The organism is Streptomyces mirabilis, assembly GCF_039503195.1.
Lineage (GTDB): Bacteria > Actinomycetota > Actinomycetes > Streptomycetales > Streptomycetaceae > Streptomyces > Streptomyces mirabilis_D.
In genome coordinates this window covers 7,675,036-7,700,717 of sequence record NZ_JBCJKP010000001.1, presented here as the reverse complement: position 1 = coordinate 7,700,717, position 25,682 = coordinate 7,675,036, and the positions used below count along the sequence as shown (strand labels likewise).

Here is a 25,682-nt window from a genome sequence, read left to right as displayed (position 1 = left end):
ACAAGGGGGCGAACCTCCATGGACGGCGACACCCTGGAGCCGACGACCTCGGCCCACGTCGACACCTTCGCCCGCGACCACCTCCCGCCCCCGGAGCAGTGGCCCGAACTCCCCTTCGACCTGCCCGAGCTGCACTACCCCGAACGGCTGAACTGCGCCGCCGAACTCCTCGGCGGCAAGCCACCGCAGCGCCCTGCCTTCCGCACGCCGTCCGGCGATCCGTGGACGTACGGGGACCTCCTCGCCCGGGTGGACCGGATCGCCCACGTCCTGACCACCGAACTGGGCGTCGTGCCCGGCAACCGGGTGCTGCTGCGCGGGCCCACCACACCCTGGCTCGCCGCGTGCTGGCTGGCGGTCCTGAAGGCGGGCGGGGTCGCCGTCACGGTGCTCGCCCAGCAGCGCCCGCACGAGCTGACCACCATGTGCGCCATCGCCCACGTCACCCACGCGCTGTGCGACGTACGGTCGGTCGACGACCTGGCGAAGGCGGAGATCCCGGGGCTGCGGATCACGACGTACGGCGGGGACGCGCCCGACGACCTGCTGCTGCGCATCACGGGCGCCCCGGACGAGCCGTTCACGGCGGTCGACACGGCCGCCGACGACGTCGCGCTGATCGCCTTCACCTCCGGCACCACCGGCCGCCCCAAAGGCTGTGTGCACTTCCACCGGGATGTGCTGGCCATAGCGGACACCTTCTCGAAGCACGTGCTGCGGCCCCGCGACGACGACGTCTTCACCGGCAGTCCCCCGCTGGGCTTCACCTTCGGGCTCGGCGGCCTCGTCGTCTTCCCGATGCGCGCCGGCGCCTGCTCCCTGCTGCTCGAACAGGCGGGCCCCAAGCAGCTGTTGCCCGCGATCACCGAGCACCGCGTCTCGGTGCTGTTCACCGCACCGACCGCCTACCGGGCGATGCTGGCGGAGCTGGACGAGCACGACACGAGCTCGCTGCGGCGCTGTGTCTCCGCGGGCGAGAACCTGCCCGCCGCGACCTGGCGTGCCTGGCACAGCCGCACCGGACTGCGCATCATCAACGGCATCGGCGCCACCGAACTGCTGCACATCTTCATCTCCGCGGCCGACGAGCACATCCGCCCCGGGACGACGGGCGTCCCCGTACCGGGGTGGCAGGCGCGGGTGGTCGACCCCGAGGGGACGCCGGTGCCGGACGGCGAGCCCGGACTGCTCGCGGTGCGCGGCCCGGTGGGCTGCCGCTATCTCACCGACCCACGGCAGCGGGAGTACGTGCGCCGCGGCTGGAACATCACCGGCGACACCTATGTGCGCGACCCCGACGGCTACTTCCGGTATGTCGCCCGCGCCGATGACATGATCGTCTCGGCGGGGTACAACATCGCCGGGCCCGAGGTCGAGGACGCCCTGCTGCGCCACCCGGACGTGGTCGAGACGGCGGTCGTGGGGCGGCCCGACGAGGCGCGCGGGCAGGTGGTGGTGGCGTACGCGGTCCTCAGGGAGGGAGCACGCAAGGACGCCGAGGCGCTGCGCGCCTTCCTCAAGTCCGAGCTGGCGCCGTACAAATGCCCTCGCGAGTTCGTCTTCCTGGACTCGCTGCCGCGCACGGCGACCGGAAAGCTGCAACGCTTCCGGCTGCGTGCGGACGCTCCGCCGGCGAGCGGGGAGAGCCCGTCGCCGGCCGCGCCGGAGGGTGAGTTGTCCACCGGCGGCGGTCCCAAGTGATCTTCGCGCACTAGAGTGATCAACGTGTCAGAGCAGCACGCCCCCCGGTCCCTCATCGTCACGTTCTACGGCGCGTACGGCCGTTTCATGCCCGGCCCCGTGCCGGTGGCCGAGTTGATCCGGCTCCTCGCCGCGGTCGGCGTCGACGCGCCCTCGGTACGCTCGTCGGTGTCCCGGCTCAAGCGCCGCGGACTGCTCGAACCGGCCCGTACGGCGGCGGGCGGCGCGGGGTACGCGCTGTCGCCGGACGCCCGCCAACTGCTGGAGGACGGCGACCGGCGGGTGTACGCGGCGGCGCCCCCCGAGGACGAGGGCTGGGTGCTCGCCGTCTTCTCCGTGCCGGAGTCCGAGCGGCAGAAGCGGCACGTACTGCGCTCACGCCTCGCCGGTCTCGGCTTCGGGACGGCGGCCCCCGGCGTCTGGCTCGCCCCCGCGCGGCTCTACGAGGAGACCCGGCACACCCTGGCGCGGCTGCGGCTCGACCCTTACGTGGAGCTGTTCCGCGGGGAGCACCTGGGCTTCGCGGCGACGGCGGACGCGGTCGCGCGCTGGTGGGACCTGGCGGCGATCGCCAAGCAGCACGAGGCCTTCCTCGACCAGCACGCGACCGTGCTGCGCGACTGGCGGCGGCGCGCGGACACCCCGCCCGAGGAGGCGTACCGCGACTATCTGCTCGCCCTGGACACCTGGCGCCACCTCCCGTACGCCGACCCGGGGCTGCCTGCCGCGCTGCTGCCCGAGGACTGGCCGGGCGCGCGCTCGGCCGCCGTGTTCCGGGCGCTGCACGAGCGGCTGCGGGACGCGGGGGCGAGCTTCACCGAACCCACTGACGTGTGACCTCGGTACATCATGAGGCGCCAAGGGCACCCTCATCGCAGTGAACGACCTCGGGCGCATCACCCCGCGCACCGCCGAGCCGCTCGCGCTCGACCACTACGCGGACGTACGCCGCACCGGTGCGTTCCTCCTCGTCGACCCGGTGGACGGCTCGACACCGACGGCGGGCACTCTCCCGTCGGGCCGCTCCTCCCCGCGCCCTCAGGTCCCCAGTGAGAGCCGGGGCTTGGGGGCGTCCATGCGTCCGGTCTGCGGGCGGCGGCTGCCCGCGCGGTAGGGCTTGGGCCAGGCGACGCCCGGACCCTCGTACCCCTGCTCGGCCGCCGCGTGCAGCGTCCAGTGCGGGTCGTAGAGATGCGGCCGGGCGAGTGCGCACAGGTCCGTACGCCCGGCCAGGATCAGGGAGTTGACGTCGTCCCAGGAGGAGATCGCGCCGACGGCGATCACGGGGAGGCCGGTCTCGTGGCGGATCCGGTCGGCGAACGGGGTCTGGAACGACCGGCCGTACTCGGGCTGTTCGTCGGCGACCACCTGCCCGGTCGACACGTCGACCGCGTCGGCGCCGTGCGCCGCGAAGGCCCGGGCGATCGCCACGCCCTCGTCCCCGGTGTTGCCGCCCTCGGCCCAGTCGGTGGCGGAGATACGGACGGTCATGGGCCGCTCCTCCGGCCACACGGCCCGTACGGCGTCGAAGACCTCCAGCGGGAAGCGCAGTCTGCGTTCCAGCGAGCCGCCGTAGGCGTCGGTGCGCCGGTTGGTGAGCGGTGAGAGGAAGCCGGAGAGGAGGTAGCCGTGGGCGCAGTGCAGTTCGAGGAGGTCGAAGCCGCAGCGGACGGCACGCCAGGTGGCGGCCGCGAACTGCTCGCGGATGTCGGTGAGTTGGGCTCGGCACAGCTGCCGGGGGGTCTGGCTGCGCGGTCCGTACGGGATCGGGGAGGCGGCCACGAGCGGCCAGTTGCCCTCCTCCAGGGGTTCGTCCATGCCCTCCCACATCAGCTTCGTGGAGCCCTTGCGGCCGGAGTGTCCGAGCTGGACGCCGATCGCGGTGCCGGGTGCCTGGGCGTGCACGAAGCGGATGATCCGCCGCCAGGACTCGGCCTGCCGGTGTGAGTAGAGGCCGGCGCAGCCGGGTGTGATGCGGCCCTCGGCGCTGACACACACCATCTCGGTCATCACCAGGCCCGCGCCGCCGAGCGCCCGTGCGCCCAGGTGGACGAGGTGGAAGTCGCCGGGGACGCCGTCCACGGCCGAGTACATGTCCATCGGTGAGACCACGACCCGGTTGCGCAGGGTCAGACCGCGCAGCCGGAACGGGGTGAACATCGGCGGTGTGCCGGGCGGGCAGCCGAACTCGCGCTCGACCGCCGCCGTGAAGTGCGCGTCCCGCAGCCGCAGGTTGTCGTGCGTGACGCGGCGGCTGCGCGTGAGGAGGTTGAAGGCGAACTGCCGGGCGGGCTGGTGGAGATACAGCCCCAGGTTCTCGAACCACTCCAGACTGGCCCGCGCGGCCCGCTGGGTGGACGCGACGACAGGGCGCCGCTCCTCCTCGTACGCGGCGAGTGCCTCGTCGAGGGTGGGCCGCTCCTCCAGGCAGGCGGCCAGCGCGAGCGCGTCCTCGACGGCGAGCTTGGTGCCGGAGCCGATGGAGAAGTGCGCGGTGTGCGCGGCGTCGCCGAGGAGGACCAGATTGCCGTGGGACCAGCGGTCGTTGACCACCGTACGGAAGGTGGTCCACGTCGACTTGTTGGACCGCAGTTGCCGCCCGCCGAGCGCGTCCGTGAAGATCTTGCCGCAGAGCTCGACGGACCCCTGTTCGTCGAGGTCCGCGAAACCGGCCGCCCGCCACACCTCTTCGCGCATCTCGACGATGACGGTGGAGGCATCGGCCGCGTACGGGTAGCCGTGCAGCTGCATCACGCCGTGCTCGGTCTCCACGATCTCGAAGCGGAAGGAGTCGAAGGCGAAGTCGGCGGCGAGCCAGATGTAACGGCACCGGTGCTCCTCGACCGACGGTCCGAACGCCTCCGCGTACGCGGCCCGGGTCGGGCTGTGCACCCCGTCGGCGGCGACGACCAGGTCGTACACCGTCATCAGTTCTGCGACCGGCGGGGCCTCGGCCCGGAAGCGCAGCTCGACGCCGAGCGAGCGGCAGCGCTCGTGCAGGATCTCCAGGAGCCGGCGCCGGCCGAGTGCCGCGAAGCCGTGGCCTCCGGAGGTGTTGCGCACGCCTCGGTGCACGATGTCGATGTCGTCCCAGCGCACCAACTCGTCCTGGAGCGCCGCGTACACCACCGGGTCGGCGTGCTCGATCCCGCCGAGCGTCTCGTCGGAGAGCACGACACCGAAGCCGAAGGTGTCGTCGGGGGCGTTGCGCTCCCAGACGGTGACCTCACGGCCCGGGTCGAGGCGCTTGAGCAGCGCGGCGGCGTACAGCCCGCCGGGACCGCCGCCGATGACGGCGACACGCACAGACGCGCGCGTCCGCGTCGCCACGGCTATCGCCCCCGCCACTTCGGCGCGCGCTTCTCCGTGAACGCCGCATGGAACTCGGCGTAGTCCTCGCCGGTCATCAGGAGGGCCTGGGTCGAGGCGTCGAGCTCGACGGAGGCGGCGAGGGGCATGTCCAGTTCGGCGGTGAGCAGGGCCTTGGTCTGGGCGTACGCGAGAGCCGGGCCCTCGGCCAGGCGGCGGGCCAGTCGCTGGGCGGCCTCGTCCGCGTCGCCCTCGTCGGCCAGCTCGCTGATCAGACCGATCCGCTCGGCCTCGGGCGCGCGCACCGGTTCGCCGAGCATCAGCAGCCGGGTCGCGTGACCGAGCCCGACGACCCGGGGCAGCAGATAGGCGGCGCCCATGTCGCCGCCGGACAGTCCGACGCGGGTGAAGAGGAAGGCGAACCGGGCGCTCGGGTCGGCCACCCGGAAGTCGGCGGCCAGGGCGAGGACGGCTCCGGCGCCCGCCGCGACCCCGTGCACCGCCGCGATCACCGGGAACGGGCACTCCCGTACGGTCCGCACGACCTGCCCGGTCATCCGGTTGAAGTCGAGGAGCTGGGCGGTGTCCATGGACAAGGTCGCGCCGATGATCTCGTCGACGTCGCCGCCGGAGCAGAAGCCGCGCCCCTCCCCCGCCAGCACCAGCGCCCGCACCGACCGCTCACGGGAGAGCTCGGCGAGCAGATCGCGCAGGTCGGCGTAGGCGCCGAAGGTGAGGGCGTTGAGTTTCTCGGGGCGGGCCAGGGTGACCGTGGCGACCCCGTCGGCGACCTCGCACCTCAGGTGCTGCCAGTCGGAGGTGCGGGCGGCGGAGCCGGTGAAGGGACTCATGACGGGCGGCCTCCTCGGACGGGGGCGGCGGTCCGCGCCACAGGGCGCCGGACGGCGGTCGTCGTTACTCCACGAAGTTATCACCACTCTGTGACTGTCGTCACGACCACGCAATAACCCGGTCGTGAAGTGACCGTTTCCCGTCACCGAGTCACGGGTTCTCGATAGCCCCGTAACGGCGGGAGCACCTCGCGGGAGGCAGGCGTTGGGCTGGGTACGGGTCCTGATGCCGAGCCGAACGTCCTGGGAGGGCGCCCACCGAATGTCCTGGAAAGCGCCCGCCCGACGCCTCCGTCCGGCCGCGCCGTACCATTCCTCAGGTTGAAAGCAGGACAGCCTGCTCCATGAACGGACCCACCTTGCACGACACTCCCGCCCCCGCCTCCTGGCGCATCGCACTGCCGCACACCGCCGCGGCCGTGCCGGTCGCCCGCGCCCTGGTCCGCACCGCGCTGGCCGAGCTGAAGCACGCGGCCGACAGCGACACCGCGGAACTGCTCACCGCGGAACTGGTCGCCAACGCCGTGGAGCACACCGCGGGGGACGGTCCCATAGAGCTGGTCGTGGAGCTGATGCCGACCGGCTGTCAGGTCGAGGTGCACGACCCGGACCCGGAGCCGCCCGGCAACCTCACGGTCCCGGAGCCGCCCGGTGAGCCCGATCCCTGGCAGGAGCACGGGCGCGGCCTCCTCCTGATCCGCACCCTCAGCTCGTCCTGCGGCCACCGCCCCACCGGCTCCGGCAAGGCGGTCTGGTTCAGACTGCCTGTGGTGCCCGCTCAGCGGCGTCCGGCGTGACCTCGGCGCCGGGAGCGGCTCCAGCCACTGCCAGCCGGGAGTTGCGGCGCCCGTAGAGCACGTACACGAGGAAGCCGGCCGCCAGGAAGCACACGAACTGGACCCAGGTCGTCCAGCCCGTCTCGTACATCAGGTACAGACAGAAGCCGATGCCGAGCAGCGGCACCACGGGGTAGAGCGGCACCCGGAACGTCCTGGCAAGACCCGGTTGCCGGCGCCGCAGCGCGATCACCGCGACATTGACGGCGGCCATCGTGGCGAGCGTGCCGATCGTCGTCAGGTTGACGACGGCGTCGAGCGGGGCGAAGGCCGCCGGGACGGCGAAGACGATGGCGACGATCAGGGTTCCCGCGACCGGTGTCGAGGTCCTCGGCGAGATCTTCTCGAAGACGCGCGGCACGAGCCCGTCACGGGACATGGACATGAGGATGCGGGTCTGTCCGTACATCACCGCGAGCACGACCGAGGCGATGGCGACGACCGCTCCGAACGCGACGACCCCGGCGCCGACCGTGGAGCCGGTGACCACGTTGACGACGTACGACAGCGCGGCGGGCCGCCCGGCGACCGCGTCGCCGCCGACGGCGCCGATCGCCGCGAGGGCCACCGCGCAGTACAGCAGCGTGACCAGACCGATGCAGACCAGGATGGCGATCGGGATGTTGCGGCGGGGGTCCTTGGCCTCCTCGCCGGCGGTGGTGATCGCGTCGAAGCCGATGTACGAGAAGAAGGCAGCCGTGGTGCCCGCGCCGATACCTCCCAGCCCGGCCGGGGAGAACGGCGTGAGGTTGCCGTGCTTGAAGGCGCTGAACCCGATCGCGCAGAAGACGACGAGCACGACGAGCTTCAGCACGGCCATGGCCGCGGTCGCCCGGGCGCTCTCGCGCACCCCGCGGATCAGCAGGACCGAGGCCAGGGCGATCACGATGACCGCGGGAAGGTTGACGATCCCGCCGTCGGACGGGCCGGCCGAGAGCGCGGCGGGCAGCTGCACGCCCATGAGGCTGTGCAGCAGTTCGTTGACGTACTGGCTCCAGCCGACCGCCACGGCCGACACGGAGACGCCGTACTCCAGGAGCAGACACCAGCCGACGAGGAAGGCCGTGCCCTCGCCCAGTCCCGCGTAGGCGAAGGAGTACGAGGATCCGGAGACCGGGATCGCGCCGCCGAGCTCGGCGAAGGAGAACGCGGTGAAGACGCAGGTGATCGCCGCGAGGATGAACGACACGACCACGGCGGGTCCGGCCTGTGCGACCGAGTCGGAGAGCCCGACGAAGATTCCGGTGCCGACGATCGCGCCGACGCCGAAGCAGATGAGCTGGAAGAGACCCATGGTCCGCTTGAGGCCATGACCTTCGCGGTCGGCGCCTGATTCGGCCATCAGCAGCTGGGGGGACTTGATGCGTGGAGCGGACATGCGGGTGGTGCTCATTTCCGGTGGTGCGGGGTGCGACGGGGTCGGTCGCACGGTGGTCACGGAAGGGGTGGCTCCGGACCGCCGGTCAGGATAAGGCCTGCGGGGACCTCCGTCAGGCCAGGACCTCGGGGATTCCCGGTCGGCCCAGGGTGGCGACCATGATCGCCTTGATGGTGTGCAGCCGGTTCTCGGCCTCGTCGAAGACGACCGAGTGCGCCGACTCGAACACCTCGTCGGTGACCTCCAGCGAGTCGAGGCCGTGGGTCTCGTGGATCTCGCGGCCGACCTTGGTGCCCAGGTCGTGGAAGGCCGGCAGGCAGTGCAGGAACTTCACGTCCGGGTTGCCGGTGGCGCGCAGCACGTCCATGGTCACGGCGTACGGGGACAGCGCGGCGATGCGCTCGTCCCACACCTCCTTGGGCTCGCCCATCGAGACCCAGACGTCGGTGGCGACGAAGTCGGCGCCGTGGACGCCCTCGCCGAGGTGCTCGGTGAGGGTGACGCGCCCGCCGTTGCTCTCGGCGAGCTTGCGGGCCTCGGCGACGATCTCCTCGGCGGGCCAGTAGGCCTGCGGGGCGACGATCCGGACGTCCATGCCGAGGAGCGCGCCGGTGACCAGGTAGGAGTTGCCCATGTTGAAACGGGCGTCACCCAGGTAGGCGAAGGCGATCCCACCGAGCGGCTTGTCGCAGTGCTCGGTCATGGTGAGCACGTCGGCGAGCATCTGGGTGGGGTGCCAGTCATCGGTCAGACCGTTGTAGACGGGCACTCCGGCGTACGCGGCCAGCTCCTCGACGGAGGCCTGGCTGTCACCCCGGTACTCGATCGCGTCGAACATCCGGCCGAGCACACGCGCGGTGTCCTTCACGGACTCCTTGTGGCCTATCTGCGAACCGGACGGGTCCAGATACGTCGTCGACGCGCCCTGGTCCGCGGCGGCGACCTCGAACGCGCAGCGCGTACGGGTCGAGGTCTTCTCGAAGATCAGCGCGATGTTCCTGCCCCGCAGGTGCTGCGTCTCGGCCCCGGCCTTCTTGGCCGCCTTGAGCTCGGCGGCCAGCTCGATCAGACCGCGAAACTCCTCCTCGGTGAAGTCCAGCTCTTTGAGGAAGTGGCGTCCGGCGAGGGCGGTCGGGACTGTCGCCATGGGGGCGCTCCAGGGATGCGAGAACGGGGACGAACAAAAGGGCGAGTGGAAGTCTATACGATGCTCCACATTTCTATACGGGCCCTCTTCGTGGACCCCGGGGACAGCGCACCTTCAGGGGTGCGGGGAACTGCGCGACCAACCCTCACCCACCCGCACCCGAGATCACACCCCCACCGCCGCCCTTTCCACCGGACAGCTCATACACCGAGGCCCACCCCGCCCCCGCCCCAGCTCACTCCCCGGAATCTCGATCACCTCGATGCCCTGCTTCCGCAGATGCGTGTTGGTGGTCACGTTCCGCTCATAGGCGACGACGACCCCAGGCTCCACCGCGAGGACGTTGCATCCGTCGTCCCACTGCTCCCGCTCCGCCGCGTGCACATCCTGCGTCGCGGTCAGCACCCGGATCTCGCTCAACCCCAGCGCCGCCGCGATCGCCCGGTGCATGTGCTCCGGCGGATGGTCGGTGACCTTCAGCTCCTTGTCCCCCGAGCCCGGTTCGATGGTGTACGAGCGGAGCATGCCGAGCCCCGCGTACTGGGTGAAGGTGTCGCCGTCGACCATCGTCATCACGGTGTCGAGGTGCATGAGGGCCCGCCGCTTGGGCATGTCGAGCGCCACGATCGTACGGGCCGACCCGGCGGCGAACAGCTTGTGCGCGAGCATCTCGACTGCCTGCGGCGTCGTCCGTTCACTCATGCCGATGAGCACCGCGCCGTTGCCGATGACGAGCACGTCACCGCCCTCGATGGTGGACGGGTAGTCCGCCTGCCCCTCCGACCAGAGGTTGAAGTGCTCGTCACGGAAGAGCGGATGGTGCCGGTAGATCGCCTCGAAGTGCACGGTCTCCCGCTGTCGCGCGGGCCAGCGCATGGCGTTGATGGACACCCCGTCGTAGATCCAGGCGGAGGTGTCCCGGGTGAAGAGGTGATTGGGGAGCGGGCCGAGGAGGAAGTCGTCGAGGTCCATGACATGGAAGCGCACCGAGGTCGGCTCCGGGTGCGCGTCCAGGAACTCCCGTTTGGTCATCCCGCCGACCAGCGCGGCCGCCAGCTCCGGGACGGGCAGGGTCTCGAAGGCCGCCCGGAGATGGTCGGTGGCGAGCGGCCCGTACTCCTTCTCGTCGAAGACCCGGTCCAGGACGAGCGATCTGGCCACCGGGATCTCCAGTGCTTCGGCGAGCAGGTCGCCGAAGAGATGGACGGTGACCCCGCGGTCGCGCAACACGTCCGCGAACCCGTCGTGCTCCGCCCGGGCCCGGCGCACCCACAGCACGTCGTCGAAGAGCAGGGCGTCCTTGTTGCTGGGGGTGAGCCTCTTGAGCTCGAGGTCGGGTCTGTGCAGGATGACGCGGCGCAGCCGCCCGGCCTCGGAGTCGACATGGAATCCCATGCCTCCATCCTGACCATCCGGACGCCTGTTCACCCGTGGATCGACGGGAGACGGGCGAGTTGATTTCGTCCCCTTGACGATAAGGGGGCCTCTTCATTATCGTCACTGCGACGACAAAAGCGCATCACAGCGGGTCGCCGGGATCGCCCGGCGGCGAGGGGGTACCCATGGCCGACATCACCCGGCGTCTCGGCTGGCGCCATCTGCGCGGAGCGCCCACCGCCCATGTCCGGCACCACCGGTCGGGCCGGCTGGCGCACGACGGTCCCGGACTCGGCTTCTGGTACCGCTCCCTGACCGCCACGCTCTCCGAAGTCCCGGTCGACGACCGCGAGTTGGCGATGACCTTCCACGCCCGTACGTCCGACTTCCAGGACGTCGCGGTGCAGGCGACCGTCACCTACCGGATCGTCGATCCCGGGGTCGCGGCCACGCGGCTCGACTTCTCCATCGACCCCGACACCGGCTCCTGGCGCGGCGCGCCCCTCGAACAGCTGGGCTCGCTGCTGACCGAGACGGCCCAGCAGCACGCGCTGGACGTACTGGCCCGTACGACGCTGGCGGCGGCCTTGGTGGACGGCGTCGCGTCGGTACGCGAGCGGATCGCGGGCGGGCTCGGCGCCGAACCCCGGCTGCCCGCGACGGGGATCGAGGTGGTGGCCGTACGGGTCGTCGCGCTGCGCCCGGAACCCGAGGTGGAGCGGGCGCTGCGCACTCCAGCCCGCGAGCAGATCCAGCAGGAGGCGGACAAGGCGACGTACGAACGCCGGGCCGTCGCCGTCGAACGGGAGCGGGCGATCGCCGAGAACGAGCTCGCCAGCCAGATCGAACTCGCCCGGCGCGAGGAGCAGTTGGTCGACCAGCGCGGCACCAACGCGCGGCGCGAGGCGGAGGAGCACGCGGCGGCGGACGCGGTGCGGGCCGGGGCGGAGGCGGCGCGGACCGTGCGGCTCGCGGAGGCGGAGGGCAGCCGGGTGGTACAGCTCGCCAAGGCCGAGGCCACGGCCGCGCGGGAGGTCGGCGAGGCGCGGGCCGCGGCGCAGGCCGCCTGGCTGCGGGTCCACGGAGACGTGGACGTCGCCACGCTGCACGCCCTGACGGGCACGCGGCTCGCGGAGAACCTGCCGCGCATCGACAGTGTGACGGTGTCGCCGGACGTACTGACGGGCCTGCTCGCACGGCTGGGCAATGGGGTCGTCGGAGGGCCGGAGCAGTGAGCCTCGCGCCCCGGGTCGTCCTCGTCCATCGCACCACGGAGTACGAGGAGCTGGTGGCCCGGCACGGGACGCACGGGCAGGCGGCGTTCTTCCTCTCCTCCCGGGGGCGCGACATCGAGGAGGTGGCCGAGCGGCACCGGCGGGCGCGGGAGGCGCTGGCGGAGGTGGTCGCGTCCGTGCCGCTGACCTGGCGTCAGGCGCGGGTCGAGCGGCGCGACTTGGACCGCTTCCTCTTCGCCCCGGAGGACGTGGTGGTCGTGGTCGGGCAGGACGGGCTGGTGGCGAACGTGGCCAAGTACCTGACCGGACAGCCGGTGGTGGGGATCGACACCGACCCCGGACGGAACCCGGGGGTGCTCGTGCGGCACCGGCCGCGCGACGCGGGCGCGCTGCTCGCCTCGGCTCACGGGGGCCGGGCCGACGAGCTGACCATGGTCGAGGCGGTCGCGGACGACACGCAGCGGCTGGTCGCCCTCAACGAGATCTACCTCGGAACCGCGAGCCATCAGACGGCCCGCTATCGGCTGGGGCTCGACGAGTACGGGGGTGCCGTCGAGCCCCAGGCCTCCTCCGGGGTCCTGGTGGGTACCGGGACGGGCGCCAGCGGGTGGCTCCGCTCGGTGTGGCAGGAGCGGGGCGGTGAGCTGCCGCTGCCCGGCCCCGCGGAGGAACGCCTTCTCTGGTTCGTCCGCGAGGCCTGGCCGTCGCCGGCCACCGGCACGTCCCTCGTCGCCGGCTCCCTCACCGCCTCCGCCCACCTCTCCCTCACCGTCGAGTCCGACCGCCTCATCGCCTTCGGAGACGGCATGGAGAGCGACGCGGTGGAACTGGTGTGGGGACAGACGGTACGGGTGGGGGTGGCGGGGATGAGACTGCGCCTCGTGGGCTGACAAACGCCGGACGGGCTGAGGCTCTTGGGGGCGCGGGGAACTGCGCGCCCAGCCCCCACGCACCCGCAGCCGAAGAAGGCACCCCGGGGGTCTGGGGGCGGAGCCCCCAGGTTCGGGATGGGACGGGTAAGGGCGGCGGGGGCGAAGAACGCTACAGACGTGGGTCCACCGGTTCGGACTCCAGCGCCAGCACCCCGAACACCGCCTCATGCACCCGCCACAACGGCTCCCCCTCCGCCAGCCGATCCAACGCCTCCAGCCCGAGCGCGTACTCCCGCAGCGCAAGCGACCGCTTGTGGTTCAGGAAACGCCCCCGCAGCCGGGCGAGGTTCTCAGGACGCGTGTACTCAGGACCGTAGATGATCCGCAGGTACTCACGGCCCCGGCACTTGATGCCGGGCTGGACAAGACGCCCCTGCCCACTCCGCACCACCGCCCCGACCGGCTTGACGACCATGCCCTCGCCCCCACGCCCGGTCATCTCCAGCCACCAGTCCACCCCGCCCCGCACGGACTCCGCGTCCCCGGTGTCCACGAACAACCGCCGAGTCGTCTGCAGCAGCCCACTCCCGTCGTGCTCGACCAGCCGGTCGATGAGCGCGAGCTGCTCGTCGTGCGGCACCGCGGCGAGACTGCGGCCATGGACCGCGAGGATCTGGAAGGGAGCGAGCCGCACCCCCTCCAGCCCCTCCGTCGGCCAGCAGTAGCGCCGGTACGCCTCGGTGAACGCCGCCGCGTCGGCGGCCCGCTCCCGCTGCTTGCCGAGCAGCTCCCGGGCGTCGACCCCACGCTCCGCGGCCCCTTCGAGCGCGGCCAGCACCCCCGGGAACGCCGCCCCGGCAGCGGCGCCGACCGCCGCGTACTGGTTGCGCAGCAACCCGGACGCCTTGAGCGACCACGGCATCAGCTCGGCGTCGAGCAGCAGCCAGTCCGTACGCAGTTCCTCCCACAGACCGGCCGCCGTCACCGCGCCCCGCAGTCGCCCGAGGATCTCCTCGGTGACGGCGGAGTCGGCGAAGAAGGGCCGGCCGGTACGGGTGTACAGCGCCCCCGTGGGCCCCTGCGCGACGCCGAACCGCTCCCGCGCCACCCCCGCGTCCCGGCAGACCAGCGCCACCGCCCGCGACCCCATGTGCTTCTCCTCGCACACGACGTGGGCGACGCCGTCCTCCTTGTACTGGGCGAAGGCCTCGGCGGGGTGTTCGAGGTAGCCCTCCACCTGGGAGGTCGCCGTGGGCGCCATCGTCGGCGGAAGGTAGGGCAGCAGGCGTGGGTCGACCGCGAACCGGCTCATGACCTCGAGGGCCGCCGCCGCGTTCTCCTCCCGTACCGACACCCGCCCGGCGTACCGCGTCTCGACGACCCGCCGCCCGTGCACGTCGGCGAGGTCGAGCGGCCGCCCCTCGTGTCCGCCGGGAGCCTCGGAGGCCAGCGGCTTCGTCGGCTCGTACCAGACCCGCTCGGCCGGTACGTCGACGAGCTCGCGCTCCGGCCAGCGCAGCGCGGTGAGCTTGCCGCCGAACACGGCACCGGTGTCGAGGCAGATGGTGTTGTTCAGCCAGGTGGCCGTGGGGACCGGTGTGTGACCGTAGACGACGGCCGCCCGGCCCCGGTAGTCCTCCGCCCACGGATAGCGCACCGGCAGGCCGAACTCGTCCGTCTCCCCGGTCGTGTCGCCGTACAGGGCGTGCGAGCGCACCCGGCCCGACGTACGACCGTGGTACTTCTCGGGCAGTCCGGCGTGGCAGACGACGAGCCGCCCGCCGTCCAGGACGTAGTGGCTGACCAGCCCGTCGACGAACTCCCGCACCCGCGCGTGGAACTCCTCGCTCTCTCCGTCGAGCTGCTCGATGGTCTCGGCCAGTCCGTGGGAGTGCTGGACCTTGCGGCCCTTGAGATGGCGGCCGAGCTTGTTCTCGTGGTTGCCCGGCACGCACAGCGCGTCGCCGGCCGCGACCATGGACATCACGCGGCGCAGGACTCCGGGCGTGTCCGGGCCGCGGTCGACGAGGTCGCCGACGAAGACGGCCGTACGGCCCTCCGGGTGCGCGCCGTCGACGTAACCGAGCTTGTCCAGCAGGGTCTCCAGCTCCGAGGCGCAGCCGTGGATGTCGCCGATGATGTCGAAGGGGCCGGTGAGGTGGGTCAGGTCGTTGAACCGCTTCTCCGTCCGCACCTCGGCGCTCTCGATCTCCGCCACGCCGCGCAGAACGTGCACCTTGCGGAAGCCTTCGCGTTCCAAGTGCCGCAGGGAACGGCGGAGTTCGCGGATGTGGCGCTGGATGACACGGCGCGGCATCTCGGCGCGGTCGGTGCGGGAGGCGTTGCGTTCGGCGCACACCTCCTCCGGCACCTCGAGCACGATCGCGATGGGCAGCACGTCGTGCTTCCTGGCGATGTCGATCAGCTGGCGGCGGCTCTCCTGCTGGACGTTCGTGGCGTCCACGACGGTGCGCTGGCCGGCCGCGAGCCGCTTGCCCGCGATGTAGTGGAGGACGTCGAAGGCGTCGCCGCTGGCGCTCTGGTCGTTCTCGTCGTCGGCGACCAGGCCGCGGCAGAAGTCGCTGGAGATGACCTCGGTCGGCTTGAAGTGCCGGCGGGCGAAGGTGGACTTGCCGGAGCCGGACGCGCCGATCAGGACCACGAGGGACAGGTCGGTGACGGGCAGGGTGCGCCCCTGGGTGGTGTCGTTGCCGGTCATGCGGCCTTCTCCTCCTTCGTGGTGGTCGGGGTGGCGGTGGTGGTGGCGCGGGTGAAGACGGCCATCTGGGTCGGCGGACCGACCTCCGGGTCGTCGGGGCCGACGGGCGTGAACTCCACCTCGTATCCGTGCCGCCCGGCCACCTGGTGGGCCCAGGTCCGGAACTCCTCCCGGGTCCACTCGAAGCGGTGGTCGCCATGGCGGGAGTGGCCGGCCGGGAGGGTCTCCCAGCGGACGTTGTACTCGACGTTCGGCGTCGTCACCAGGACCGTACGGGGGCGGGCCGAGCCGAAGACGGCGTACTCCAGGGCGGGCAGCCGGGGCAGGTCGAGGTGTTCGACGACCTCGCTGAGCACGGCGGCGTCGTACCCCTTGAGGCGGTTGTCGGTGTACGCGAGCGATCCTTGGAAGAGCCGCACGCGCGCGGCCTGCCGCTCGCCCATCCGGGCCAGCTTGAGCCGCCGCGAGGCGATGGTGAGCGCGCGTATCGACACATCGACCCCGACGATCTCGGTGAACCGCACGTCCTTGAGCAGCGCCTGCACCAGCTGCCCCTGACCGCAGCCGAGGTCGAGCACGCGGGCCGCGCCCGACGCGTGCAGCGCGGCGAGGATCGCGTCCCGGCGCTGGACGGCGAGCGGGATCGGCTTCTCCTCCGTGTCCGCCTCCTCGTCGACCGCGTTGTCGATCTCCTCGACCTCGGTGTCGTCGGTCTCGGCGAGCCGCACGAGCTCCAGCCGCTCCATCGCCTCCCGCGTCAGCGACCAGCGGCGCGAGAGGTACCGGTCGGCGATCAGCTTCTGCTCGGGGTGGTCCGACAGCCAGCCCTCGCCCGCCCGCAGCAGCTTGTCGACCTCGTCGGACGACACCCAGTAGTGCTTGGCGTCGTCGAGCACCGGAAGCAGGACGTAGAGGTGGCGCAGAGCTTCGGCGACGGTCAGACCCGACGCCTCCAGTTCCAGGCGTACATAGCGGGAGTCGCCCCATTCGGGGAACTCGACGTCCAGCGCCACGGCCTCGACCGCCACCGTCCACCCGAGCGGCTCGAACAGCTGGCGTACGAGGTCGGCGCCGCCCCTGGCGGGAAGCGCGGGGACCTCGATCCGGAGCGGCAGCGGCCGCGCCGGCAGGTCCGGCCTCGCGGCGCACTGGCCCTTCATCGCGCTGGAGAACACCGCGCTCAGCGCCACGGCGAGCAGGGACGAGGCGGCGTACGGGCGGTCGTTGACGTACTGCGCGAGCGCGGCGTCGGGGGCGCCGCCGCGGCCCTTGCCCTTGCCGCGCCGGACCAGCGCCACCGCATCGACCTCCAGCAACAGTGCGGCCGTGCACCGCTCGACGGACGCCTCGGGGTAGAGGACGTGCGCCGTGCCGTAGGAGGTCGAGAACGCCTGCGCCTTGTCGGGATGCTTGTGCAGCAGGAAGCCGAGGTCGGTGGCGGGGCGCTCCGGGGTACCGGTGGTACTGATCGTCAGGAACACTGGAATCTGCCTCGAAACGTCTTCTGAGCTGTGAATACCTCACCTGCGCCGAGCGCCGGTGAACCACAGCGGGGAGAGCGCGCCGGGGGATCACTGCTCCCGGCCTGTCGTCGGCGCGCACGCCCCAACGTATAGCGAACGCCCCTGGCGGGCCCGGGAATTTTCCCGCCGAGCTCCGTGGCAGCGGTTCCAGCCGGGGCGGCTGATGTGACCGGTGCATGATGGATGCATGGATCTTCGAGTCTTCACAGAACCGCAGCAGGGAGCGACCTACGAGACGCTGCTCCGCGTCGCCAAGGCCGCCGAAGACCTCAACTACGGAGCCTTCTTCCGATCTGACCACTACCTGCACATGGGATCCGTCGACGGGCTTCCCGGACCCACCGACGCCTGGATCACGCTGGCCGGCCTCGCTCGTGAGACGAGCCGGATCCGCCTCGGCACACTCATGACGGCCGCGACCTTCCGTCTTCCCGGCGTTCTCGCCATCCAGGTCGCGCAGGTCGACCAGATGTCGGGCGGGCGGGTGGAACTCGGTCTGGGCTCCGGTTGGTACGAGGCCGAGCACGAGGCGTACGGGATTCCGTTCCCCAAGGAGAAGTTCGGGCGGCTGGAGGAGCAACTCGCGATCGTCACGGGTCTGTGGGAGACGCCCGTCGGTGAGCGGTTCGACTACGAGGGGAAGTACTACCAGCTCAAGGACTCCCCCGCGCTTCCCAAGCCCGCGCAGCCGAAGGTGCCGGTCCTCATCGGCGGCCACGGTGCCAAGCGGACGCCCGAGCTGACGGCGCGCTACGCCGACGAGTTCAACATCCCCTTCGCCTCCCTCGCGGACACGGAGCAGCAGTTCCAGCGGGTGCGGGCGGCGGCCGAGCGGGCCGGGCGCAAGGGCGACGACCTCGTGTACTCGAACGCGCTCGTCGCCTGTGTCGGCAGGAACGACAGCGAGGTGAAGCGGCGCGCGGACGTGATCGGGCGGGACGTCGACGAGCTCAAGGCGAACGGGCTCGCGGGCTCTCCGGCGGAGGTCGTCGAGAGGATCGCCCAATATCAGGCCGTCGGGTCACAGCGGATGTACATGCAGATGCTGGACCTCGACGACCTGGACCACCTGGAGTTGATCGCCGCGGAGGTCATGCCGCAGCTGGGCTGAGGTCGCGTTCCTCGGATCTCCGGCGGGTGCCATCCGTCAACTCCTCGTGCGGCGCGGGTTCGTGGCAGTGACCCGGGTCGGTGGTGATCGTCGGGCTCGGGCGGAGCCTGAACGGCCTCGTCCTCGAACGCCGGACGGGCTGAGGCTCTCAGGGGCGCGGGGAACTGCGCGACCAGCCCCCACCGGCCCGCAGCCGAAACACCACCCCTCGCGTTCTGGGGCGGAGCCCCAGGAGGAGGGGCCGGGTAGGGGCGGCGGGGCGCGGGAAGGCCCCGTCTACCCGGTCGCCCGCCCCCGCTCCACCACCCCCTGATCCCGCGCCGCCAACCGTCTCAGCATCTCCAGGACCCGGTCCCGGGACTCGTCCGCCGCGTCGATCGCCTCCATGCACTGCCAGTACGTCCCCTGGTCGTCCGCCGCGCAGGCGATACCGACGAGGGCGATACCGACCTCGCCGAGGAGACCCCCGAGACACAGCAGGGACTCTCGCGCATCACCCAACTCGGTGAGCTGAGCGGCGCGCAGGTCGGCCATGTCGAGGGGCGGCGCGTTCAGCACACCGCAGCCCCGGCCCGCCAGCTCCGTCAGACCAAGCGCCTCGCCCCGCAGTTCCGGCGGCCCCGAGACGGCGAAACGACTCCCTATGGCCTGCGCCAGGGCCTGCGCCTGCCACGCCTCCGCCACCACCTCGATCGTGTCCCCGCTCCCCGCGAGAGCGCGCCTGCTCGCCCCGATGAGCCGCACCGCGTCCATGCGCTGCCCCCGTCTGTCCCGACGCGCTCGTCGCGCGTCCGCCCGAACTCCCCTGTCCACTACCCAGAGTGAGAGCCCGTGAGCCGAAAAGCCAGAGGAAGACCGAAATCTGTGGACACAGAGTTGAATGTGGACAACTCAACGAATCCGGAGAGTGACAACCGGACCCACCGCTTCCCCGGCACCCTCACCACGGCCCCTCCGCGAGGCACCGCGCACCCTCACCCCGGCCACTCCGCAACGGCACCGCACCCCCCACCCGCAGCTCTTGCACGACAGCACCGCGCACCCCGCCACGGAGCCCACCCGCCCCCGTTCCCCGCGCGCACCACAGCGCCCCCACACCACAGCACCCGCACCGCCGGGCCCCCTACGCCCCCTCCCCCACCGGAAACCTCCGCTCGTTCCGATCGATCTTCGCGTCGAGCGCCGCCAGCGCGTCGATGCCCAGCACCTCGCACAGCTGGAGCAGATACGCCAGCACGTCCGCCACCTCGTCCGTGACGCGGTGCGCGGTGTCCGCGTCGTCCATGACCCGCGCCGACTCCTCGGGCGTCAGCCACTGGAAGATCTCGACCAGCTCGGACGCCTCCACGCTGAGCGCGGCGACCAGGTTCTTCGGCGTGTGGTACTGCTGCCAGTTCCGCGCGGCAGCGAACTCGGCCAGCCTGCCCTGCAACTTCGCCACATCCAGTTCACGTTCACTCACGGCGTCAGGTCTACCACCGTGACCCCCGGCTCCTCGCACACCGGGACGGCATCGCCCACCGCACCCACCAGCCGGATGTGCCCCCGCTCGCACATCCGCGCCGCCAGCCGCACCAACTCCCCGGCCTGTCGCACGTCCAGCCCCCGGTCGAGGCCGTCGGCCAGCACCGTCAGCGTCTGCAGCGCGGCCGGGACCTCCCCCGCGGGGTCGACCTCCAGCACGCCGGGCCCGGTGAGCAGCACCAGGGCCAGCGCCAGATACCTCAACTCGCCGTCCCCGAGGAGCCCGAGGTGCGTACGAACACCGTCCCCGCGGTCGAGGAGCGCACGGACCGTGCCGTCGCCGAGCGGCTCGGCCAGGACGTCCGTGACGGGGCCCGCGCAGCCGGCCCGTACCGCCGTGACCAGGTGCGCGTAGCGACGGCCGCACTCCGATCGGGTACGCCACAACACCTCGGCGAGGTTGTCGCAGCCCCGGAGCAGCCGCCCCGCGCCGAGCGGGGCGGCGGCGCGCATCCGTCGGGGGCTCGGGTCGCAGGCGTACACGGACCGCAGGGCGACGACCATCTGCTCGGCCGCGGCGAGGACCCGCCGTTCGCCGTCCGTCCGGCCGGCGACGCGCAGGGGCAGCAGCGCGGTGCCGAGGCGGTCGTCGGGGAGCGGGCCCCGGGTGACCGCCGACGGGCCCGCCGTGTGCCAGGCGGCCTGGACGACACGGCGGCCGGGGTCCCGTAGCGCGGTCTCGAGGAGGGTCACACCGCCCGCGGTCAACCGCTCGCCGACGATGCGCAGTTCGGGCTCGGCCTGCACGGCGACCTCGAGCCGTACCGGTCCTTCGGGGCCGTCGACCGTGCAACCGATGCGGAAGCCGCGCCGTCGCTGGGCGTCGGGCCTGGCCCGCTCGGGCACACAGGCGACCGGGTCCGGGAACACCTCACCCAGCGCGGCGCCGCCGCCGAGCCGCGCCAGGGCCTCGTACGCTCGCAGGGCACCCGTCTTGCCGCTGCCGCTGGGGCCGGTGAAGAGGGTGAGGGGGCCGAGCGGGAACCGGGCGCGCCGGTGTGCGGCGAAGGCGGCGAGCCTGAGCTCGGTGGCGCCCGGCCGGTCGGGGCGCGCCTCGGCCTGGGCGGGGGCCGCCAGAGATGACACGGTCATATGTGGACGGTAAGGGCCCCCAGCCGGGTGAACCGCAGGCGAACCGTTACAGCCTGGTGGCCTTCCCACGATCGGGGGACCGGCGCGCGCCCGCGCGCGGGACCCGGTCCTGGTCGCCCCCGGTCAGATCCCAGGAACCCCCGCCCTCCCTTGATCAGATCCCAGGAACCCCCGCCCCTTCCATCAGCCCTCGCACCTCGGTCCCGCGCGGTGTCAGCAGGAACAGGTTGCGGTCGACCCGGTGCATGCCGCTCGCCAGACCGAAGACCACCCCCGTGCTGAAGTCCAGCACGCGCTTGGCGACCTCGGTCTCCGCGCTGGTCAGGTCGAGCAGGACGGGGATGCCCGACATCAGCGTCTCCGCGACGTCGCGGGCGTCCGCGAACACATTGACCCGCAGGACCACGAAGCGGCGCCGCGCCTCCGTCACGGCCTCGGGTATCGACCGGTGATTCACCGCCGAGGGCCAGGCGTCCCGGCCCCGGAGCGGAACGACCTGGGCGAGCCCTTCCCACTGCTCGTCGGTGACGTCGTGGCTGTTCACTGGCCCACCCCGTCCTGGCTCGCACTCATTGTCTGCACCGGCCAATTCTTACGCATGGTCACCCGTTCGGCCCAACAGCGACACGGTCCGCGACACCCTCACATCGCCCGTCGGCCGGTTGTGCAGCGGGCGTAACCCCCCAAGATCAGACCATGTGACATCCGCGTAACGGGCAATTCGTACTGTCGTCGGCATGACCACGACCCCCCGCCCGGAGCAGGTCCGGACCGTCTGCTCGTACTGCGGTGTGGGCTGCGGCATGGTCCTCGACATCGGCCGGGGACCGGACGGACGGCGTACGGTCCTGAAGGCGTCCGGGGACAAGCGGCACCCCGCCAACTCCGGCCGGCTGTGCACCAAGGGCGCGACCACGGCCGACATGCTCGCCGCGCCCGGCCGGCTGACCACCGCGCTCGTGCGCGAGGACCGCGGCGAGGAGCCACGACCCGTGCCCGTCGACGCGGCCCTCGCCGAGACCGCCCGGCGCCTGCGGGCGATCATCGACGAGCACGGCCCGGACGCCGTCGCCTTCTACGTCTCCGGGCAGATGACCCTCGAAGCGCAGTACCTCGCCAACAAGCTGGCCAAGGGGTTCGTGGGGACGAACCAGATCGAGTCGAACTCACGGCTGTGCATGGCGAGCGCGGGCACCGGCTACAAGCTGTCGCTCGGCGCCGACGGACCGCCGGGGTCCTACGACGATCTCGACCGCGCGGACGTGTTCCTCGTCATCGGATCCAATATGGCCGACTGCCATCCGATCCTCTTCCTGCGGCTCATGGAGCGTGTGAAGGCGGGGGCCAAGCTGATCGTCGTCGATCCGCGGCGTACCGCGACGGCGGCGAAGGCCGATCTGTTTCTGCAGATCAGGCCCGGGACCGACCTCGCGCTGCTCAACGGACTGCTGCACCTGCTGCACGAAGGCGGCTCCACGGACCCGGACTTCATCGCCCGGCACACCGAGGGCTGGGAGGCGATGCCCGCTTTCCTCGCCGACTATCCGCCCGCCACCGTGGCCGACATCACCGGCATCCCGGAGGACGACATCCGGGCGGCGGCGCGGCTGATCGGTGAGGCCGGGGAGTGGACGAGCTGCTGGACCATGGGGCTCAACCAGTCCACGCACGGCACGTGGAACACCAACGCGCTCGTCAATCTCCATCTCGCCACGGGCGCCATCTGCCGGCCCGGCAGCGGACCGTTCTCCCTCACCGGTCAGCCCAACGCCATGGGCGGGCGAGAGATGGGGTACATGGGTCCCGGGCTGCCCGGGCAGCGGTCGGTGCTGGTGGACGAGGAGCGTGCCTTCGTAGAGGAGTTGTGGGGGCTGCCGGTCGGGAGCATCCGCAAGGACGGGGTGGGGCAGGGGACCGTCGAGATGTTCCGGAAGATGGCCGAGGGGGACATCAAGGCCTGCTGGATCATCTGCACCAACCCCGTCGCCTCGGTCGCCAACCGCCGGACCGTCATCGAAGGGCTCGAAGCCGCCGAGTTCGTCGTCACCCAGGACGTCTTCGCCGACACCGAGACCAACGCGTACGCCGATGTCGTGCTCCCCGGCGCGCTGTGGACGGAGGCCGAAGGCGTCCTGGTCAACAGCGAGCGGACGCTGACCCTGGCACGGGCCGTCGTCGACCCGCCCGGGGAGGCGCGGGCGGACTGGCGGATCATCGCGGCCGTCGCCCGCGCCATGGGGTACGAGAAGGAGTTCTCGTACGACAGTGCCGAGCAGATCTTCGAGGAGATCAAGGAGGCGTGGAACCCGAAGACCGGGTGGGATCTGCGGGGTGCCTCCTACGAGCGGCTGCGGGGCGGACCCGTGCAGTGGCCCGTCGCGCGGGAGGACGGGCCCGCGCGGAACCCGATCAGGTATGTGGAGCCGGCGGGCGACGGTGAGCTGTCGTTCCCCACCGCGAGCGGACGGGCCGTCTTCTACGCGCGGCCCCACCTGCCGCCCGCCGAGATGCCCGACGACGACTTTCCGTTCGTCCTCAACACCGGGCGCCTGCAGCACCAGTGGCACACGCTGACCAAGACGGGGAAGGTGGCCAAGCTCAACAAGCTCAATCCGGGGCCGTTCGTGGAGCTGCATCCGCAGGACGCGGCCGCGCTCGGGATCGCGGAGGGGGACTCGGTGGAGGTCGCCTCCCGACGGGGGCGGGCCGTGCTGCCGGCGGTGGTGACGGACCGGGTGCGGGTGGGGTGCGTGTTCGCGCCCTTCCACTGGAACGACCTGTTCGGGGAGTATCTGAGCATCAACGCGGTGACCAGCGACGCGGTGGATCCGGTGTCGTTCCAGCCGGAGTTCAAGGTGTGCGCGGTGTCGCTGGCGCGCGTTGCCGCCCGAAGGGCTCTTCCGGAGACACCCGACGGGCCGGAGACTCCCCGGGGCCGGAGACTCCCCGGGGCCGGAGACTCCCTGGGAGCCGAAGGCTCCCGACGCACCGAAGTTGGCCGACCGAGTCGCGACGGCGCCCGGAGGCTTCGCCTTGGAGCCCGCTCCCCCGCCCGTGCTCTCCTCCGTCGAGCGGCAGTACCTCAGCGGCTTTCTCGCCGGGCTCCCCTCCGGGCTCCCGGGCGTGCCCGTCCTCCCTCCGGACGCCCCCTTCGACCCGGAGCACGCCCTCTGGGTGAACGGCGTGCTCGCCGGGATGTACTCGCGCTCCGCGCCCCCGGCGGCTCCCGCGCCGGAGTCCGCGGGCCGTGAGGTGGTGGTGCTGTGGGCCTCGCAGACCGGCAACGCGGAGGAGTTCGCGACGGCCACCGCCGAGCGGCTCGCCGCCACCGGGCACCGGGCACGACTGGTCGGCATGGACGAGGCGGACGTCGGCGCGCTCGCCCGCAGCGCCGATCTGCTCTTCATCACCAGCACCTTCGGGGACGGTGACGCGCCCGACAACGGCTCCGGCCTGTGGGACACCCTGTCCGGGCAGGAGGCCCCGCGGCTGGACGGCGTGCGCTATGCCGTGCTGGCGTTCGGCGACTCCTCGTACGACGACTTCTGCGGGCACGGGCGTCGACTGGACGCGCGCCTGGCCGAGTTGGGCGCCGTACGCCTGGCTCCCCGTACGGACTGCGAACCGGACTACGAGCCGAACGCGGGCGCATGGCTGGAGCTGATCCTCACCGCGCTCGGCGGACGGACCCAGACACCCAGGACACCCGACACATCAGAGACATCAGAGATATCCAGGGCGTCCGAGTCGCCCCGGACCGCCAAGCCCGCCAGGCCCGCGCCGGCCGCCGCTACCGCCCGCCTCACCGGCAACCGGCTGCTCAGCCTGCCCGGCGCCGACAAGGAAGTGCGCCGGTTCACCTTCGACACCCGGGACAGCGAGAGTCCGCTGCCGTACGAGGCGGGGGACGCGCTCGGCGTACGGCCCGTCAACTCATCGGGCCTGGTTGCCGAATGGCTGGAGACGATCGGGGTCGACGGCTCAACAGCCGTCGATGTCACGGGTGTGGGCGAGGTGGCCTTCGACGAGGCCCTGCTTCGGCATTTCGACATCACGCGGATCACCCCGGATCTGCTGCGCTTCGTCGGCGAACATACGCGTGACGGGCGCGAGTTGAGGAAGCTGCTGCGTCCGGACAACAAGGGAGAGCTGGCGCGCTGGTCATGGGGGCGGCAGGCCGTGGACGTCGTGGCCGAGCATCCGGTGCGCGCGTCGGCGGCGGAGTGGGCCCAGGTGTTCAAGCGGTTGCAGCCCCGGCTGTACTCGATCTCGTCGAGTCCGCTCGTCGACCCGAACCTCGTCTCACTGACCGTCTCCGTGGTGCGGTACGAGAATCCGGGCGGCCGGGCGAGGGGCGGGGTCTGTTCGCCCTTCCTCGCCGATGCCGAGCAGGGGGCGGCGGTCCCCGTCTTCGTACAGCGGTCGCCGCACTTCAGGCCCCCGGCGGACGCGACGACACCCATGGTGATGGTGGGGCCCGGTACCGGAGTCGCGCCGTTCGTCGGATTCCTCGAGGAGCGCCGGGCGCTCGGCCATCGGGCGCCGAACTGGCTGTTCTTCGGCGAGCAGCACCGCGCCACCGACTTCTACTACGAGCACGAGCTGACCGGGCTGCTCGACGACGGCACGCTCACCCGGCTCGACACGGCGTTCTCGCGCGACCAGCGCGCCAAGGTCTACGTCCAGGACCGGATGCGTGAGCACGGGCCCGAGCTGTGGCACTGGCTCCAGGACGGCGCCCGCTTCTATGTGTGCGGAGACGCCTCGCGGATGGCCAAGGACGTCGACCGGGCGCTGCGGGACATCGCCGTCGCGCACGGCGGTCTGGCCGAGACGGAGGCCACCGCGTACGTCAAACAGCTGGCGGCGGAGAAGCGGTACGTACGAGACGTGTACTGAGACACGGGAGACACGGGGTGTGGTGAGCCCACCGAGAGCCGCGAGTTGCACATAATTGGCGAAACTCGACTATTCGCAGCGCACCGGCATCCGTCGTTCGCTGTCCCA

General features: G+C 71.7%; 19 protein-coding genes and 1 pseudogene. 9 read left to right on the top strand and 11 right to left on the bottom strand.

Annotated elements, in window-relative coordinates:
* Positions 1–18 precede the first annotated feature (18 nt).
* Genes AAFF41_RS35125 through AAFF41_RS35115 form a run of 3 tightly spaced genes read left to right on the top strand, consistent with a single transcriptional unit; the run spans position 19 to position 2,815 of the window.
* On the top strand, positions 19–1,701 hold the full coding sequence (locus tag AAFF41_RS35125; RefSeq protein ID WP_319748529.1) for an AMP-binding protein: 1,683 nt from the start codon (positions 19–21) through the stop codon (positions 1,699–1,701).
* Between the two features lie 15 nt (positions 1,702–1,716).
* Positions 1,717–2,538 carry a PaaX family transcriptional regulator gene (locus AAFF41_RS35120; protein WP_097286564.1) on the top strand — a complete coding sequence of 274 codons (822 nt, stop codon included), beginning with the start codon at positions 1,717–1,719 and terminating at the stop codon, positions 2,536–2,538.
* A 40-nt stretch (positions 2,539–2,578) separates the two neighbouring features.
* Positions 2,579–2,815, top strand: coding sequence for a hypothetical protein (locus tag AAFF41_RS35115; RefSeq protein WP_415925878.1), 237 nt, complete (start codon positions 2,579–2,581; stop codon positions 2,813–2,815).
* Here AAFF41_RS35115 and AAFF41_RS35110 read toward each other — a convergent pair.
* Both AAFF41_RS35110 and AAFF41_RS35105 read right to left on the bottom strand, forming a co-directional pair.
* Positions 2,740–5,007, bottom strand: coding sequence for a bifunctional salicylyl-CoA 5-hydroxylase/oxidoreductase (locus AAFF41_RS35110; protein ID WP_343325186.1), 2,268 nt, complete (start codon positions 5,005–5,007; stop codon positions 2,740–2,742). The two genes, AAFF41_RS35115 and AAFF41_RS35110, sit on opposite strands and share 76 nt — an antisense overlap.
* A 26-nt stretch (positions 5,008–5,033) precedes the next feature.
* Complete coding sequence (locus tag AAFF41_RS35105; RefSeq protein ID WP_319748527.1) at positions 5,034–5,861, bottom strand: enoyl-CoA hydratase family protein; 828 nt, start codon at positions 5,859–5,861, stop codon at positions 5,034–5,036.
* Positions 5,862–6,205: 344 nt separating this feature from the next.
* Here AAFF41_RS35105 and AAFF41_RS35100 point away from each other — a divergent pair, with 344 nt between their 5' ends.
* Positions 6,206–6,658 carry an ATP-binding protein gene (locus AAFF41_RS35100; protein ID WP_060897576.1) on the top strand — a complete coding sequence of 151 codons (453 nt, stop codon included), beginning with the start codon at positions 6,206–6,208 and terminating at the stop codon, positions 6,656–6,658.
* On the opposite strand, the gene AAFF41_RS35095 is transcribed toward AAFF41_RS35100, so the two are convergent.
* From AAFF41_RS35095 to AAFF41_RS35085, 3 genes are all read right to left on the bottom strand, one after another.
* Complete coding sequence (locus tag AAFF41_RS35095) at positions 6,618–8,075, bottom strand: amino acid permease (protein ID WP_343325185.1); 1,458 nt, start codon at positions 8,073–8,075, stop codon at positions 6,618–6,620. The two genes, AAFF41_RS35100 and AAFF41_RS35095, sit on opposite strands and share 41 nt — an antisense overlap.
* Before the next feature lie 112 nt (positions 8,076–8,187).
* The gene (argF, locus tag AAFF41_RS35090; RefSeq protein WP_319748525.1) at positions 8,188–9,222 is read right to left on the bottom strand and encodes an ornithine carbamoyltransferase; all 1,035 of its coding nucleotides are present in this window, start codon (positions 9,220–9,222) and stop codon (positions 8,188–8,190) included.
* Positions 9,223–9,387: 165 nt separating this feature from the next.
* A complete protein-coding gene (locus AAFF41_RS35085; protein ID WP_319748524.1) occupies positions 9,388–10,617 on the bottom strand; it encodes an arginine deiminase in 1,230 nt (409 codons plus the stop codon).
* A 167-nt stretch (positions 10,618–10,784) separates the two neighbouring features.
* On the opposite strand from AAFF41_RS35085, the gene AAFF41_RS35080 reads away from it, so the two are divergent.
* Positions 10,785–11,834, top strand: a complete 1,050-nt coding sequence (locus AAFF41_RS35080; protein ID WP_343325184.1) for an SPFH domain-containing protein — start codon at positions 10,785–10,787, stop codon at positions 11,832–11,834.
* Entirely contained in the window at positions 11,831–12,724 is an 894-nt protein-coding gene (locus tag AAFF41_RS35075) for a hypothetical protein (protein ID WP_319748522.1), read from the top strand. The genes AAFF41_RS35080 and AAFF41_RS35075 overlap by 4 nt, the downstream gene beginning before the upstream one ends.
* Positions 12,725–12,875: 151 nt before the next feature.
* On the opposite strand, the gene AAFF41_RS35070 is transcribed toward AAFF41_RS35075, so the two are convergent.
* Positions 12,876–15,425, bottom strand: coding sequence for a polynucleotide kinase-phosphatase (locus tag AAFF41_RS35070; protein ID WP_343325183.1), 2,550 nt, complete (start codon positions 15,423–15,425; stop codon positions 12,876–12,878).
* Complete coding sequence (locus tag AAFF41_RS35065; RefSeq protein WP_343325182.1) at positions 15,422–16,906, bottom strand: 3' terminal RNA ribose 2'-O-methyltransferase Hen1; 1,485 nt, start codon at positions 16,904–16,906, stop codon at positions 15,422–15,424. The genes AAFF41_RS35070 and AAFF41_RS35065 overlap by 4 nt, the downstream gene beginning before the upstream one ends.
* A 229-nt stretch (positions 16,907–17,135) precedes the next feature.
* Here AAFF41_RS35065 and AAFF41_RS35060 point away from each other — a divergent pair, with 229 nt between their 5' ends.
* Entirely contained in the window at positions 17,136–18,059 is a 924-nt protein-coding gene (locus AAFF41_RS35060) for an LLM class F420-dependent oxidoreductase (protein WP_343325181.1), read from the top strand.
* 276 nt (positions 18,060–18,335) lie between these two features.
* On the opposite strand, the gene AAFF41_RS35055 is transcribed toward AAFF41_RS35060, so the two are convergent.
* From AAFF41_RS35055 to AAFF41_RS35040, 4 genes are all read right to left on the bottom strand, one after another.
* Positions 18,336–18,812 (bottom strand): DUF6099 family protein, encoded by a 477-nt coding sequence (locus AAFF41_RS35055; protein ID WP_054234047.1) that lies wholly within the window; start codon positions 18,810–18,812, stop codon positions 18,336–18,338.
* Positions 18,813–19,182: 370 nt separating this feature from the next.
* Positions 19,183–19,521 carry a nucleotide pyrophosphohydrolase gene (locus AAFF41_RS35050; protein ID WP_319748518.1) on the bottom strand — a complete coding sequence of 113 codons (339 nt, stop codon included), beginning with the start codon at positions 19,519–19,521 and terminating at the stop codon, positions 19,183–19,185.
* The gene (locus AAFF41_RS35045) at positions 19,518–20,675 is read right to left on the bottom strand and encodes an AAA family ATPase (RefSeq protein WP_319748517.1); all 1,158 of its coding nucleotides are present in this window, start codon (positions 20,673–20,675) and stop codon (positions 19,518–19,520) included. Before AAFF41_RS35045 ends, AAFF41_RS35050 begins: the two co-directional genes overlap by 4 nt.
* A 154-nt stretch (positions 20,676–20,829) precedes the next feature.
* Positions 20,830–21,219, bottom strand: a complete 390-nt coding sequence (locus AAFF41_RS35040) for a cell division protein SepF (RefSeq protein ID WP_343325180.1) — start codon at positions 21,217–21,219, stop codon at positions 20,830–20,832.
* 193 nt (positions 21,220–21,412) lie between these two features.
* Between AAFF41_RS35040 and AAFF41_RS51760 the strand changes: the two are divergent.
* Both AAFF41_RS51760 and AAFF41_RS51755 read left to right on the top strand, forming a co-directional pair.
* A pseudogene (locus tag AAFF41_RS51760) lies at positions 21,413–23,479 on the top strand (molybdopterin oxidoreductase family protein); the annotation flags it as partial.
* 319 nt (positions 23,480–23,798) lie between these two features.
* Complete coding sequence (locus AAFF41_RS51755; RefSeq protein ID WP_425526185.1) at positions 23,799–25,574, top strand: diflavin oxidoreductase; 1,776 nt, start codon at positions 23,799–23,801, stop codon at positions 25,572–25,574.
* The last annotated feature ends 108 nt before the right edge of the window (positions 25,575–25,682 follow it).

What these genes read in the sequence shown, in the direction of transcription:
- AAFF41_RS35125 (WP_319748529.1), top strand. Translation starts at nt 19, where the DNA reads ATGGACGGCGACACCCTGGAGCCGACGACCTCGGCCCACGTCGACACC.
- AAFF41_RS35105 (WP_319748527.1), bottom strand. Translation starts at nt 5,861, where the DNA reads ATGAGTCCCTTCACCGGCTCCGCCGCCCGCACCTCCGACTGGCAGCAC.
- AAFF41_RS35100 (WP_060897576.1), top strand. Translation starts at nt 6,206, where the DNA reads ATGAACGGACCCACCTTGCACGACACTCCCGCCCCCGCCTCCTGGCGC.
- AAFF41_RS35095 (WP_343325185.1), bottom strand. Translation starts at nt 8,075, where the DNA reads ATGTCCGCTCCACGCATCAAGTCCCCCCAGCTGCTGATGGCCGAATCA.
- argF (WP_319748525.1), bottom strand. Translation starts at nt 9,222, where the DNA reads ATGGCGACAGTCCCGACCGCCCTCGCCGGACGCCACTTCCTCAAAGAG.
- AAFF41_RS35085 (WP_319748524.1), bottom strand. Translation starts at nt 10,617, where the DNA reads ATGGGATTCCATGTCGACTCCGAGGCCGGGCGGCTGCGCCGCGTCATC.
- AAFF41_RS35080 (WP_343325184.1), top strand. Translation starts at nt 10,785, where the DNA reads ATGGCCGACATCACCCGGCGTCTCGGCTGGCGCCATCTGCGCGGAGCG.
- AAFF41_RS35070 (WP_343325183.1), bottom strand. Translation starts at nt 15,425, where the DNA reads ATGACCGGCAACGACACCACCCAGGGGCGCACCCTGCCCGTCACCGAC.
- AAFF41_RS35060 (WP_343325181.1), top strand. Translation starts at nt 17,136, where the DNA reads ATGGATCTTCGAGTCTTCACAGAACCGCAGCAGGGAGCGACCTACGAG.
- AAFF41_RS35055 (WP_054234047.1), bottom strand. Translation starts at nt 18,812, where the DNA reads ATGGACGCGGTGCGGCTCATCGGGGCGAGCAGGCGCGCTCTCGCGGGG.
- AAFF41_RS35045 (WP_319748517.1), bottom strand. Translation starts at nt 20,675, where the DNA reads ATGACCGTGTCATCTCTGGCGGCCCCCGCCCAGGCCGAGGCGCGCCCC.